Below are 13,320 nucleotides of genomic sequence, written 5' to 3' on the forward strand. Positions count from 1 at the left end.
AGGTAAGTTTGGCTGCTAACGATAAAAATACCACCCGACGGCAAAAGTATTGCCGTCGGGTGTCAGCTTAATTCAGTCCTAACGCCGCTTTCATAGTGTAAAACAGATCGGTTTGATCGGTCAGGCCAACCACATTCGCCGCATGAGGGCCATAGGCTGCAATACGCAGTTGGCTGCCGGTGTGCTCCTGGGACTCTTCTTCAGAGTTGCCATAGCTGATGACCATCACCGCGCCATCTTTAGTGTTCAGCGCCTGCGTTAAACCGGGTGCTTTAGTATCCGGTGCGACAATCTGGCTGGCATGCGCGTGGTCAGCGGTTACCACAACCAGGGTGTTGCCATCTTTCTTCGCAAAGGCAAGTGCACGCTGCACCGCTTCATCCAGATCGACCGTTTCACCAATTTGTCCACACGGGTTAGCGGCGTGATCTTGTTTATCGATCGACGCGCCTTCTACTTGCAGGAAGAAACCTTTCTCATTTTTGCTTAACAGCTCAATCGCTTTATCCGTCATCTGCGCCAGCGTTGGCACGCTGTCGTTACGTTTTGGATTTGGCGTACAGGTCACTACCGGCTTATCCAGGTTGCCGTGATAAGACGCTTTCGGCCCTTCCCAACGCACTGGCATATTACCGTCTGAGAACAGACCCAACAGCGGTTTATCCTGATTCGCTTCGCTAACAGCCGCCAGCGTCGCGGCATCACTCACCATCTGGTAACCACGGGCCTGGGCTTGTTCTCGCAGCGTTTTACCCTGCCACTCACCTGCCGTAGCGGTTTCAGTAAAAGTCTTTGCCCCGCCGCCTAACGTAACATCCGCACGAGCATTCAATAATTGTTCGGTAATTGACCCTTTACCGCCTTTTTCCAGCGCGTTCGTCGGGCATTTTTCAGCCGTCACGCTCGGACCATAGCATTTACGCGAAGTGACATGGGCAACCAGTGCGGCCGGCGTGGCATCCTGCAATTCAGCCGTGGAAACGTTGCCTGTCGCCAGACCTGCCGCTTTGGCCATTTCCAGAATCGTGGTGTGATCTTTTTCATGAATATCCACACCCAGCGCCCCGTTATAGGTCTTCACGCCGGTTGTCCATGCTGTCGCAGATGCTGCTGAATCTGTCACATAATCGGGCTTGCCCGTTTTCTTATCCAACGCATAATGTGTGTATTGTCCGGTCAACGGTAAAGCATCAATACCTTTAAAAAAGCCGCCCGCGCCTTCAGCATAATTTCGCGCTGCCGTTATTTCGGAGTCGCCCATCCCATCGCCAATCAGTAAAATTATATTTTTGGCCGGTTTATCGTTCAGGGATTCGCGCAGAGCTGCCGTTTGATCGGCAGACAATCGGCGAGCGCCACCCGGCGTGGTGATATCTCCCTGAGCAGCACGATTATCCATAACCGCTACAGTAGATGTTTCTGCATTAATAACCGGGGTAAACAGCAAAGGTAACAGGGCAATAGCCAGAGCGCTTTGTTTCACTTTATATTCTCCATGTATAAATACGGTAAAATTAAAACAAAGCGACTATAAGTATTTGATGTGACACTTTTATGATAATTTGTGGTTACCCCACCACAGATGGATCACAACGCTTTTGGTACGCACTCGCCAGCATTATGTATGTTCGTCAGAAACGCGGGCATGTGGTTTCCGCCAGCCAGCGCCCCCTCAATTTGACGAATAAATATTTGCCGATCGTTCCACGCCATATTGCGCAGCATTTCGATGATTACCCGCTCTAACGTTTCGACCTGTGCCGCCAGATCTTGCGATTCTTCTTCTTTTTGCGCGAGCTTAAGTAACAACTCAGTGACGAGGTTTTTCATTTGCCTATTCCCTTAACAAAATATGGGTCACGTTATCATTAAGGCTCACGACTGCCTAGAGGATGAAAGTTGTATTTTTATAAGAAATAAAACGATTTGCGAAAACAATCACAACACAAAATAAGGGAAAATGAGTCCTGAAGCAGGATGATTCAATATAAAAAGGTAAGAAAATTAATAATCACACAAATATATAATACACAATTATGGATTAACAACGCTGACAAGCAGCGTTGTTAATCAGGACCTCAACGAGCCTCGCGCCGACGTCGCAACGCGATAGCCAGTTGCCAGATATTGATAAGCACAATGCTTGCTGTAGCAATGAACACCCAACGGAACCCCGCCATTGCCGAAACCGTTGCCCCCATCAATGGCCCTGCGACGTTGCCAAGGTACATAAATGACTGGTTATAGCCAAAGATGCGTCCGGTTATCTGGTCGCTGGAGTATTTCACCAACAGCGTCTGCACCGCCGGCAACATCGCACCATCAGCAAAGCCGAGCAGAAAACGTAGAATTCCCAACTGCAACGGCGTGGTAACCCACGACATGGCAAAAAACAGCACCACCGCGAAGATTAACGTCGCCATTAAAATCCGCTCAGTACCAATACGGTCGCCTAATTTACCAAGTCGGGGCGCGGAAATCAGAGCAGAAATGCCCGGTACTGAGGCTATCAGCCCACTGAGAAAAGCAATATTCGAACTGTCCGGGACCATTGATTTAATAAACAGCGCCAGAATAGGCCCAATTGAGCCGTTACACAGTTGAATCACCATGGTGGTAAAAAACAGGCTGATCACCAACGCTGGATGCGAAAGCGAGGCAAACACAGCCTTCCCACTCAGACGTTCGCTTTTTTTAATCGTCGGGCGAACGCCCTCTTTTATCAAGAACAGTGTGACCAGAAAACTCACCACCAGCAAGGCGGCGGTAATACAGAATACCGCCCGTAAGCCAACATGATCGGCGATAAAGCCTCCCATCAGCGGTCCGCCAATGACGCCGCTGATTTGCGCCGTAGAGAGCGTACTCAGCGCCCAGCCGCTGCGCTCGCGTGGAACCTGGGACGCAACCAGCGCCATCGCATTAGGAATATAGCCGGAGGTTAACCCCATCACCCCGCGCAGCAGAAAAAGCTGCCAGACGTTAGTGGCAAATGCCTGTAGCAAAATCGCAATGGCCATCCCCAGTGAGGCCCGCAGCAGCATCAGCTTGCGTCCTTTGCGGTCGGCCAGACTGCCCCACATCGGAGAAACAATGGCTGAAATCAGAAAGGTGACGCTGAACGTTAATCCGGACCACATTGATAGCGCTTCATGCGAGGTCACGCCCAGTTGGGAGATATAGAGTGGTAAAAAAGGCAAGATTTGGCTAATCGCCAGTCCGGTAAAAAAACACCCGAACCAAACGGAAATAAGGTTAACTCTCCAGGATTCCATAAGGACTCATAACGATAATTAGCTGAAAACTGCGAGCAGCTTAACAAATTACTTAGCCGAATAAGGGTCTACAGGTGCGATAAATCACAGTTTAGGATTTTATCTTCCCGCTCATCATATTTGTGATATAGCTCACATCAAACCCATAATATAAACAGGGGATTGTGCTTCCCGCGCGATCTGCGTGTATGTCCCCTTCTAATCCCCTGTCATTCGCCAAAACAATCTGCCAGAAGCCGAGGAAACCTGCGTTTTGTCGTGGTAATGTATGTGCTTTGCATTCATGGAATGGGTTTTTAAGATGGCAAAGTTGCGGGTAGGAATCGTATTTGGTGGTAAATCAGCGGAACATGAAGTGTCATTGCAATCGGCAAAAAATATTGTCGATGCCATCGACAAGACTCGCTTTGACGTTGTGCTGTTAGGTATTGATAAACAAGGGCAATGGCACGTCAGCGATGCCAGTAACTATCTGCTCAATTCAAACGATCCGGCGCATATTGCGTTGCGACCTTCTGAGACCAGCCTGGCGCAGGTACCGGGTAAACAAGAGCACCAGTTGATCGATGCACAAAACGGTCAACCGCTGCCGACGGTCGATGTTATTTTCCCGATCGTACACGGTACTTTGGGTGAAGATGGCTCTCTGCAGGGCATGCTGCGCGTGGCGAACCTGCCGTTTGTCGGTTCTGATGTGCTGGGTTCTGCTGCCTGTATGGATAAAGACGTGACCAAACGTCTGCTGCGTGATGCCGGGTTAAATATCGCGCCATTTATTACGCTCACTCGCGCGAATCGCAACAGCATCAGCTTTAGTGAAGTGGAATCCCGCCTGGGTCTGCCGCTGTTTGTAAAACCGGCCAACCAGGGATCGTCCGTTGGCGTCAGTAAAGTAACCAGCGAAGCCCAATACGATCAGGCCGTCGCGCTGGCATTTGAATTCGATCATAAAGTCGTTGTGGAGCAAGGGATCAAAGGCCGCGAGATCGAATGTGCGGTACTGGGCAACGATCATCCGCAGGCCAGTACCTGTGGTGAGATCGTGCTGAACAGCGATTTTTACGCTTACGACACTAAATACATTGACGATAACGGTGCCAAAGTTGTCGTTCCGGCAGCAATTGCGCCAGAGATTAACGATAAGATCCGCGAAATCGCCATTCAGGCCTACCAGACTCTGGGCTGTGCCGGCATGGCGCGCGTGGACGTCTTCTTAACTGCTGAAAACGACGTTGTGATCAATGAGATCAACACGCTGCCTGGCTTTACCAACATCAGTATGTATCCGAAGCTGTGGCAGGCGAGCGGTTTAGGCTATACCGATTTGATCACTCGCCTGATCGAACTGGCGCTGGAACGCCATGCTGCGGATAGCGCGCTGAAAACCAGTATGTAAACCCGTCAGGATGCCTGATAGAGCTATTGGGCATCCTTTGCTTCATCATCTTCAACGCGGCGACGGATGATTAATCCGGCCAGCCAAAAGCTAATCACCCAGGTCACCAGCCCCACCGCATAAGTTTGCCATCCCTGCGCTTCAAAACCTAATAACCCCACCACGCCATTCAGAATAAAGATAAGCCCAATAGCGAAGGCATAGTAGTGCCAGTCTCGGCGGATTTTTACAGGCAGGTTCATAACAGCTCCGGTGAAAATACAACACAGGGAGGCATCCTCGCACATTTCCCCGAGGGCGTCTGTGGCCTGTGCGGAATTTCTTAAATGTAACTCAATTTAACTTAAGGTTACATAATTGTGACCGCCAACAAAAAACCGAAATCCAGGAATAATCTCTACCTGAAATTACCATCATTCTGATATTGACATTGCCGATCACCTGTCAGACTCACTCTCAGTTCCAGGCATTACGTCAAAAAAAGCAGGTTATTTCCGGAGGTCTTTATGGCTGATTTTACGCTCTCAAAATCCCTGTTTAAGGGCAAGTATCGGGATCCCTCCTCCCTGCCCGGCAACATTGCGTATGCCGTATTTGTGCTGTTTTGCTTCTGGGCGGGTGCACAGATTTTAAATCTGTTGGCTCACGCGCCCGGCATCTATGAAGAACTGATGCAGCTGCAAATGCAGGAGACAGGACGCCCGCGGGTTGAAATCGGTTTAGGCGTCGGTACCCTCTTTGGACTGATCCCCTTCCTGGCCGGAAGCCTGATTCTTGGCGTCATAGCGGCGGTCATGCGCTGGCGTCACCGTCATCATAAAGATGACTGATTCATACACTTCGCCCGACGATCGTCCACCCGTTTAGCAAACCACGCAGTAGTCAGATTACGCGTGATCTTCGGGCTTTCCAGTTGAATGCCCGGCAGCATTTCACGGGGTAACGTTTTCCCGGTCTTCGCCTCCGCCAGCTTATAAACCTTTTCGTACAATGCGGTTTTTTCAAAGGCCAGGCTGTCACCTTTTTGCAGCTGCTGGCGGATCTCACTCTCGCTCATCCCTAGCTTCCCGGCCAGTTTACGTACCGCCAGCTCCGTTTTGCCCGGCTCACTGCTGCCATAGAGAATCAAATCCCCGTCCATCGCCAGCTTCACTCCGCTGGCTTTACTGACCGCATTCTGGAAAGCTGCATTGCGGCTCGCATACCACCCGGCATTAAAATCGGCGAAACGGAAGATTGGCGCACTGTAATTCGCCGGGTAGTTGAGCAGATGATACGTACCGAACCATAACCCACCACGGCGGCTAAACACTTCCTGACGTACCGTCCCCGCCATTTTCCACGGATACCCGCTGGTGTGCTGCTCAGCAAACGCGATACTGACCTGCATTGGACCACCGGTATGTACCGGATTAAGCGATCCGAACAATGTCTGCCCCATCGGCACCATGTTGATGAAATCATCAAAGATGGCGCTAAGCTGTTTTTCCGTCTTCACCGTATCCAGACGCTCGCTGTAGCTTTTCCCCGTTGGCGAGTTAATCTTTAGCGCGGTATGCACGACAAACAGCGGGATATGCATGCGTTCTGCGCGACGGTCAATCTCTTTCCAGGCTATTTTGCTTAAACCAGGAACAGCCGGATCGGCCTGGAAGTTTGACTCCTGCTGCGCAACCGCCAGCACCGAACAGATATTTTCAACCGTTGGTGCCAGCTTCTGGCTTTCAAAGGTCTTTGCCAAATCCTGCGCCCATGCGTCCCGGTCTTTCACGCTGGCGGGCATTTTCTGGCGCACCACGCTCGCCACATCGACGGCTTTCTCCCCTTTTTTTAGCGGCTGCGCGGGTTGACTACTGCATCCCACCAGCACCAGTGCTGCCAGACCAGACAAGGGGTAAAGACGGGAAACCGTCGACATAACATCTCCTTATTATTAACTCAGCGTATGGGTAACTTCCTGAATATCCTGACCATCAAGCTCTCGTTCAAAGCTGCGCAGACGCTTATAAATAGACATCAGTTCTACTAACGTTGTCCAGGAGTTAATCAGATACTGGAACGAGCCGCGCACCTGGCCAAACACGTTAGTGATTTGCGTCATCAGGCCGAGCGTAATCGTACCGGCAACAATCGACGGAAACAGCAGGAACAAGCCGAAAACGTTATCAACCTGCAGGTAAAGAATACGGGCAATATTGAAGTACATATAGTGAAAATAGAGACGGAAGTAGTTTTGCCGTACCGCATGGAAAAGTTCACGCACCGTCGGTGGCGTCGCACGGTTGCCATCATCTTCGCCATAGACCAATTCTTTACGATAGGCCGCTTCCACGCGCTGGTTTTTAAACTCCAGCCCAGGAAGTTTTATCCCGACCACGGCCAGCAAACCGGTTCCCATCAGCGACCAGACAATCGCGGCAATCACCAGGCCATAAGGCACATGTCCAACAATCGGCAGGTCAGGAACATGGGCAGAGAGCGTAACCAGTACAGGCAGGAAGGCAATCAGCGTCATAATTGCGTTGATAAAGCTGACGCCCATATCTTCCAGCGTAGAAGCAAAACGCATGGTGTCTTCCTGCACACGCTGCGCTGCGCCTTCGATGTGACGCAAATGCTGCCAGTGCGCCATATAGTGTTCGTTCATCGCGGTACGCCAGCGGAACACATAGTGGCTGACGAAGAAGTTGTTCATCACGCCAATGACTACGGCTATCAGCGCAATACCGAGAAAAATGCCCACTTCATGATAGAACTGCTCAATCTTCACCTTGTGTGGTGCGCTGAGCGCAGTTTGAATCAGGTCATAAAATGGCGCATACCAGGCGTTGACGGCGACGCCGACTTCAACCAGAAACCAGGTCACAAAAATAATCAGCGATGTGCCCAGAATAGACCAGTACTGCCAGCGGTGTGGACTGTAGAGAAACCAGAACAGCGCGAACACCCCGACACAAAGAATGTAGTACGCATAAAAAATCAGGTAATCCAACGACCAAAAACGCGCTGCGCTAATAGGTACGTCTCCCGACGCGCCGGTAATATGTGCAACCCAGGCTCCCCCACCTGCTTGCCAGAATACAACGGCGACCAGTGCCCAAATAAATGCCGAAATAAAGAACGGCCCCGGCTTTGGGAAAAAAGACTTAAACATAGTGCTCTCCTGCTAACTTCTTATCGTTATGACGACTGCTGTGCATTTGCCACCGTAGAGTGCGGAGGCCAGACGGCTTACGCCCAAAAACACAAGCTGAAACCGACAATTGTGACCAAAAACGAGGCACTTAGTTCGCACCTCGGTTATGAAGAATTGTTTCTGTGGTTTTCACACTCGACAACGTTCCAGTATGTGCAGATTATCACAGCGTGAGATCACAAAAGCGAACATCCGCAATCCAGGAAACTCCTGTGTTTACTCATCGTTACGTTTTTCCCACTATCATTGGTTGATAAGCGCTTTGCAATACGCCGATGAGTAGTATAAATACGCATACGCACGACATCCTTTTTCACTTTCTCTAACTCATGGACACCACCGTTGAAACGTAGTCTGCTTTTTTCTGCCGCGCTGTGTGCGGCGTCATTGACATCTGTCCAGGCGGCACAGCCTATAACCGATCCGGTCTTCGCCTCTGATATCGTTGATCGTTATGCCGACCATATATTTTACGGCAGTGGTGCTACGGGGATGGCGCTCGTGGTGATTGATGGTAATCAGCGTGTATTTCGCAGTTTTGGTGAAACACGCCCCGGCAATAATGTTCACCCGCAACTGGATTCCGTAATCCGCATTGCCTCAATTACCAAATTAATGACCAGCGAAATGCTGGTGAAATTACTCGATCAGGGCACGGTCAAACTCAACGATCCATTGAGTAAATATGCACCTCCTGGCGCACGCGTACCCACTTATCAAGGAACACCAATTACGCTGGTGAATCTGGCGACACATACCAGCGCACTGCCGCGCGAACAGCCAGGCGGCGCGGCCAAGCGCCCGGTGTTTGTCTGGCCAACCCGCGAGCAGCGCTGGAGCTATCTCTCAACGGCTACGCTTAAAGCCGCACCAGGATCGCAGGCTTCTTATTCCAACCTGGCGTTTGATCTGCTGGCCGATGCGCTGGGTACCGCGTCAGGTAAGCCTTATCCGCAGCTGTTTGAAGAAAAAATCACCCGTCCGCTGGGGATGAAAGACACCACCTTTACGCCATCTCCCGATCAGTGCCGACGCCTGATGGTCGCGGAAAAAGGTGCCAGTCCTTGTAACAATACGCTGGCAGCGATGGGCAGCGGCGGCGTCTATTCAACGCCTGGCGATATGATGCGCTGGATGCAGCAGTATCTTTCTTCTGACTTTTATCATCGTAGCCAGCAGGCCGACCGGATGCAGACGCTGATTTACCAGCGTACGCAGTTAACTAAAGTGGTGGGAATGGACGTTCCAGGCAGAGCCGATGCGCTTGGTTTGGGCTGGGTCTACATGGCGCCGAAGAATGGCAGACCGGGAATTATTCAAAAAACCGGTGGCGGCGGTGGCTTCATTACCTATATGGCGATGATCCCACAGCAAAACGTTGGGGCATTTGTCGTAGTGACGCGCTCTCCGCTAACCCGTTTTACCAATATGAGCGACGGTATCAACGAACTGGTTGCAGAATTGAGCGGGTACAAGCCACAGGTCATTCCTGCATCCTGATTCAATACTCAAAAGGCAAACGGTTAATGCACACCAGTTTGCCTTTATTCATTTCAATGTAACCGCCTTTACGCAATGCTGCGAGAACCTCAGCGACAACCGAGCGTGAAATTCGTGTGCGTTGATGAATATAGTTCATAACGCCGATGCGTGAACGAAGGGCTTCATCCCATTTCGTCATAGAGATCAATGTCGCGCGGATCTGATCGTAGGAGTTGTTGCCGATCAACTGCAGATCGCGTAATTCAAGCATGGAGTTTTGCCATGCCAACCAACAAAAAGCTTCACGCCAAAGCTGGCACTCTTCAATTATATTAATTGTTTGCGAGGCGGGTAGATGGTATCCCGTACAATCGCTTTCCGTGATTAATCTGTATTGTATATCTGTTTTTATCACACCATCTGAAAGCCCCATAATAAACGGTGCCTGCGCAATACCGACCAGCACATTCTCCCCTCGCCTCAGGGAAATTACACCATTTAAAATGATAAAGGTATCGTCACTGTTTATATCACTGGAATAAATTATTTCTTTATCGTTATCACACTCAAAGTGTTTGCCATATTTTGACAAACATTTATCAAGCTTACCAAATTCCACAAGCGGTTTATTTGCAGACAACATTTGGGCATCCCTTGCAATAAATGCCCGTCAAATCCGTGACGGGCATTTTTCTGAGTTAGATTATCTTTTCTTTAACAACAAGAGATGTCTTACCAGGTATATTTAACACCAACATTTGCAGACCAGTCTTGATCAACATCGCCACCACCGAGGTAGTTAGCATCGGTGTATGCGCTGAAGTTTTTGGTAAAGCTGAACTGAGTACCCAGTCCAACACGTACCGCAGAACCTTCTACACCGTTGTCGATAGAGTCGCCGTTTACGTCAGAATCGTTGTTAGAGTCGTCGTAAACGTAGGCCAGTTTGAAGTACGGGGTCAGCGCCTGGTCGTCGCTATAAGCGAAGGTATAACCTGCATCGACACCGAGTTCATAACGCATGCTGTCATAAGACTGACCGTCAACTTTCATGTCGTTGCTCAGCTTATAGTCATCACCAGACTGGAACAGACCGGATACGCTGCCGTATGGCGTTACGTAACCTGCGTCACCCAGTTTCAGGTCATAACCCAGTTTCAAGCCAAAGCCCCAGGCATCAGAAGAGGTGCTGCCATCAACATACTGACCGTTGCTCATGTTAGCAGTCAAATCGTTGTTGAAGTGAGAGTAGCTTAAGTTACCGTCAACAAAGATGTTGTTGGTAAAGTGAGCAGAAGAGTAGATGTAGGCAGTCTGGCTATCCTGATCCACCTGACCGGTACGGTCGCTCATATCACCTTTCGCGAAGCCTGCTGCAGCACCGACAATCCACTTAGCGTTGTTACCATCAATTTTGGAATCAACACCGACCATGATGCCGTTAACATCCTGATCGTAGTTAATGGTGCCGTTATCTGCATCGAAGCTACCACCGAAGTAGCTAACCCATGCACCACCGTTATCAACCAGACCATGACGCGCGTTAGTCAGACGAGTACCAACGGTATCTTGTTCCAGGTTCCAGATATTGGTGTTAGCAGACGGAATGCTCAGCGCCATGTTCGCGTAGTCTGTCAGTTCCATCTGCTGCAGAACAACGGTGTTACCCTGCTGCTGTGCCTGATAGGTGTAAGCACCCAGGTCAGCTTTGTTAGCTGCAGAGAAGGTCGCAGTGGTATTCACGTCATTAACGTAGATCAGCTCTTTGCCTTTGTAATCCGCAACAGAACCAGTGCCAGTCGCGTTATCAACACGAACCTTGTAGTTACCGGTTGCTGCCACAACGTTGTCAACAGAGCTGTTATCCAGTTCGTCGCCGTTGTTGATATCGCCGTTACCATTGATAGTCAGGTGACCATCGGAGTTCATTGCGATAGTACCGTAACCGTAGTTAGCCTGAGTGGTATCCCAGGTACGGTCGTTCACCAGATCGGCATTCAGAACATAATCGCTGCTGTGAATGTTGAATACACCGGAAACCACGTGGTTGCTATTATCAGCATAATTGCCACTGGTCAGTTCCAGTTTATCAGTGTTGAAAACTTCAGTATCAAACTGACCAACGTTCACATCCAATACACCACCGTTAGTCACAGTGATGGTATTAGCATACAGGTTGGCATAAGTACTCCAGCCAGTAGATTCGGTCAGATCAACAGTACTATAGGAGTCAATTGTCAGATGATCGGTATCAACATAACCATCTTCACCAAGATTCAGTGAAGAACCATTGGTTAAATTAATGGTATCTGATTTCAAACCAGAATCAGAAACATTAACCTGAGAGCCATTATTAACAGTCAGGGTATCAATCAGAGAATCCCCTGTCGTATCCCATTCTGAACCGTTGTTTAACGCTACATTGAACACACCACTCTGGAATACTTTATTGTCAACGACACGTCCCCAACCATTGGCTTCAGCTACCCCACCAGGAGTCAGGCTATTGGTAGCAACATCAAACATGTTTGCTGGATAAATGGTTTGAGCATCGATAGTAGCCTGACCAACCCACTTACTACCATTATCCAGAGTCAGATTCAGTTCATCGACGTTCAGGCTATCATCTGCCCAACCACCGTTGGTATCAAGCACGCCGTCAGCGTTGGAATCATGACCAGTCGGATCAAAGTTAGCATTCCAGGTACTGGCAAACTCAACATCGCCCATCAGCGTAGAATCACTGAAGTACACATTATTCTTCATCGCGTAGTTAGATGCATTACTATCAGTGAAAGACAATGCAGCATCACCTGGACCAGTATAGTCGCTCGGCTCACTGGAAGTGCCGAAGTGACCGTAACCGGAACTTTCCAGAATGGTATCTGAACCGGAAGTTACGGTAGAATTAGAGACGTTAATGTTATTATCCCAAGTATGGGATTCTGTCGTGTAAGCTTCGTTGTAAGTACTTCCTTGAGACAAGGCAATACCCGCAACGCGAGAGTTGTTGGAAATATTGATGTTACTTTCCACATCAAGATTAACAGCAACACCTTCGCTTACGTCAAACGTTCCATTAGTGGATTTAGTGACATCACCATCTTTATAGTAATCGGTGAAGTAAAGTGCTTCGTAATCATCATCAATGGTGGAATTAGCAATATTCAGAGTGAAAATATCACCGTCATGCCATGTCGTGTCGATAATAGCATCACCAGCTTGAATGTAACCATAGCCAGCATCATAACTACCGTTATGACCAAGATCGCCACCTGGAAGCATAGAAGTAATCGAACCATGAATAACTGAATTAGCAATATCCAGTTGGTTCAGATTACCATTTGTACCATCAGCATAATCATGATTCAGATAGTAAGTAGAAATCGTACCGTTAACAGTGTCACCGTTAAAAGATTGATCGAAATCGCCATCGGTGTTGTTGTAATAGACAAAGCCACTATAATTTACATAGTTACCATCTACAGTACCAGCTGCATCCATACTATCCCAGTTAAGAGCAGTAGTCGGATTATCAATATAGGTCCAGGTATCGTAAGTTGAAGCATTCGCCTGAGAAGTGATTGCCAAAGTGCAGGCTAATGCTAATTGTGAGACTACAAGTTTCTTTTTCCAAGTGTGCATTTGTCATCCCTCCTCAGGGACGTAATATAGTTGATCCATCAATTATCAATGCAAAGAAAACATTTTATGTTTCGCGGGGAAGATTATGCGGTTTCACAAAGGAAAGGTTCAATTATTCTTTGGTTTAAGTCCGATTACGGACAATAGATATGCAAATTATTCGAAACAGCAAATAAACGTAAAAATCATTTTTATTTTAGACAGTTACATGTAAAACCATTGGCGAAACAATATATTGAAATTATGATTAGCTTAAAAATCAAACGTCAGCAAATAAATACCGTTAAATCTCGCCACTTAATTAAAAATTAAATTAAACTAAATTC

The 13,320-nt window shown here is 48.7% G+C and carries 11 protein-coding genes; 3 read left to right on the plus strand and 8 right to left on the minus strand.

Features of this window, described 5'->3' with window-relative positions; all coding sequences use genetic code 11:
- Positions 1-67: 67 nt before the first annotated feature.
- The 3 genes from phoA to SK38_RS12210 form a co-directional block, all read right to left on the minus strand.
- Positions 68-1,483, minus strand: coding sequence for an alkaline phosphatase (gene phoA / locus SK38_RS12200; RefSeq protein ID WP_048235989.1), 1,416 nt, complete (start codon positions 1,481-1,483; stop codon positions 68-70).
- 104 nt (positions 1,484-1,587) lie between these two features.
- The gene (locus SK38_RS12205; RefSeq protein ID WP_048235990.1) at positions 1,588-1,830 is read right to left on the minus strand and encodes a sigma-S stabilization anti-adapter protein IraP; all 243 of its coding nucleotides are present in this window, start codon (positions 1,828-1,830) and stop codon (positions 1,588-1,590) included.
- Positions 1,831-2,078: 248 nt separating this feature from the next.
- Entirely contained in the window at positions 2,079-3,275 is a 1,197-nt protein-coding gene (locus SK38_RS12210; protein ID WP_048226321.1) for a multidrug efflux MFS transporter, read from the minus strand.
- A gap of 301 nt (positions 3,276-3,576) precedes the next feature.
- Between SK38_RS12210 and ddlA the strand changes: the two genes are divergently transcribed.
- On the plus strand, positions 3,577-4,671 hold the full coding sequence (gene ddlA / locus SK38_RS12215; protein ID WP_032944316.1) for a D-alanine--D-alanine ligase: 1,095 nt from the start codon (positions 3,577-3,579) through the stop codon (positions 4,669-4,671).
- 23 nt (positions 4,672-4,694) lie between these two features.
- On the opposite strand, the gene SK38_RS12220 is transcribed toward ddlA, so the two are convergent.
- Complete coding sequence (locus tag SK38_RS12220; RefSeq protein ID WP_003830949.1) at positions 4,695-4,913, minus strand: DUF2754 domain-containing protein; 219 nt, start codon at positions 4,911-4,913, stop codon at positions 4,695-4,697.
- A 264-nt stretch (positions 4,914-5,177) separates the two neighbouring features.
- On the opposite strand from SK38_RS12220, the gene SK38_RS12225 reads away from it, so the two are divergent.
- Positions 5,178-5,501 (plus strand): DUF2755 family protein, encoded by a 324-nt coding sequence (locus tag SK38_RS12225; protein WP_048235991.1) that lies wholly within the window; start codon positions 5,178-5,180, stop codon positions 5,499-5,501.
- On the opposite strand, the gene SK38_RS12230 is transcribed toward SK38_RS12225, so the two are convergent.
- Together SK38_RS12230 and sbmA are read right to left on the minus strand one after the other, a co-directional pair.
- The gene (locus SK38_RS12230) at positions 5,486-6,589 is read right to left on the minus strand and encodes a DUF1615 domain-containing protein (protein WP_008783898.1); all 1,104 of its coding nucleotides are present in this window, start codon (positions 6,587-6,589) and stop codon (positions 5,486-5,488) included. The genes SK38_RS12225 and SK38_RS12230 overlap by 16 nt on opposite strands.
- A 15-nt stretch (positions 6,590-6,604) precedes the next feature.
- Positions 6,605-7,825, minus strand: coding sequence for a peptide antibiotic transporter SbmA (gene sbmA / locus SK38_RS12235; protein WP_003021430.1), 1,221 nt, complete (start codon positions 7,823-7,825; stop codon positions 6,605-6,607).
- Between the two features lie 384 nt (positions 7,826-8,209).
- Between sbmA and ampH the strand changes: the two genes are divergently transcribed.
- The gene (gene ampH, locus SK38_RS12240) at positions 8,210-9,367 is read left to right on the plus strand and encodes a D-alanyl-D-alanine-carboxypeptidase/endopeptidase AmpH (protein ID WP_003830945.1); all 1,158 of its coding nucleotides are present in this window, start codon (positions 8,210-8,212) and stop codon (positions 9,365-9,367) included.
- Between the two features lies 1 nt (position 9,368).
- Here ampH and iprA read toward each other — a convergent pair whose 3' ends face one another.
- The gene (iprA, locus tag SK38_RS12245) at positions 9,369-9,992 is read right to left on the minus strand and encodes a hydrogen peroxide resistance inhibitor IprA (RefSeq protein WP_003830944.1); all 624 of its coding nucleotides are present in this window, start codon (positions 9,990-9,992) and stop codon (positions 9,369-9,371) included.
- Positions 9,993-10,081: 89 nt separating this feature from the next.
- Positions 10,082-12,994, minus strand: coding sequence for an autotransporter outer membrane beta-barrel domain-containing protein (locus SK38_RS12250; protein ID WP_048235992.1), 2,913 nt, complete (start codon positions 12,992-12,994; stop codon positions 10,082-10,084).
- Positions 12,995-13,320 lie beyond the last annotated feature (326 nt).

The organism is Citrobacter sp. MGH110 (assembly GCF_001037515.1).
Lineage (GTDB): Bacteria > Pseudomonadota > Gammaproteobacteria > Enterobacterales > Enterobacteriaceae > Citrobacter > Citrobacter portucalensis.

Bases quoted from the DNA above. Each gene is read 5' to 3' on its own strand.
- SK38_RS12205 (WP_048235990.1), bottom strand. From the start codon at position 1,830: ATGAAAAACCTCGTCACTGAGTTGTTACTTAAGCTCGCGCAAAAAGAA.
- SK38_RS12210 (WP_048226321.1), bottom strand. From the start codon at position 3,275: ATGGAATCCTGGAGAGTTAACCTTATTTCCGTTTGGTTCGGGTGTTTT.
- ddlA (WP_032944316.1), top strand. From the start codon at position 3,577: ATGGCAAAGTTGCGGGTAGGAATCGTATTTGGTGGTAAATCAGCGGAA.
- SK38_RS12220 (WP_003830949.1), bottom strand. From the start codon at position 4,913: ATGAACCTGCCTGTAAAAATCCGCCGAGACTGGCACTACTATGCCTTC.
- SK38_RS12225 (WP_048235991.1), top strand. From the start codon at position 5,178: ATGGCTGATTTTACGCTCTCAAAATCCCTGTTTAAGGGCAAGTATCGG.
- SK38_RS12230 (WP_008783898.1), bottom strand. From the start codon at position 6,589: ATGTCGACGGTTTCCCGTCTTTACCCCTTGTCTGGTCTGGCAGCACTG.
- sbmA (WP_003021430.1), bottom strand. From the start codon at position 7,825: ATGTTTAAGTCTTTTTTCCCAAAGCCGGGGCCGTTCTTTATTTCGGCA.
- iprA (WP_003830944.1), bottom strand. From the start codon at position 9,992: ATGTTGTCTGCAAATAAACCGCTTGTGGAATTTGGTAAGCTTGATAAA.
- SK38_RS12250 (WP_048235992.1), bottom strand. From the start codon at position 12,994: ATGCACACTTGGAAAAAGAAACTTGTAGTCTCACAATTAGCATTAGCC.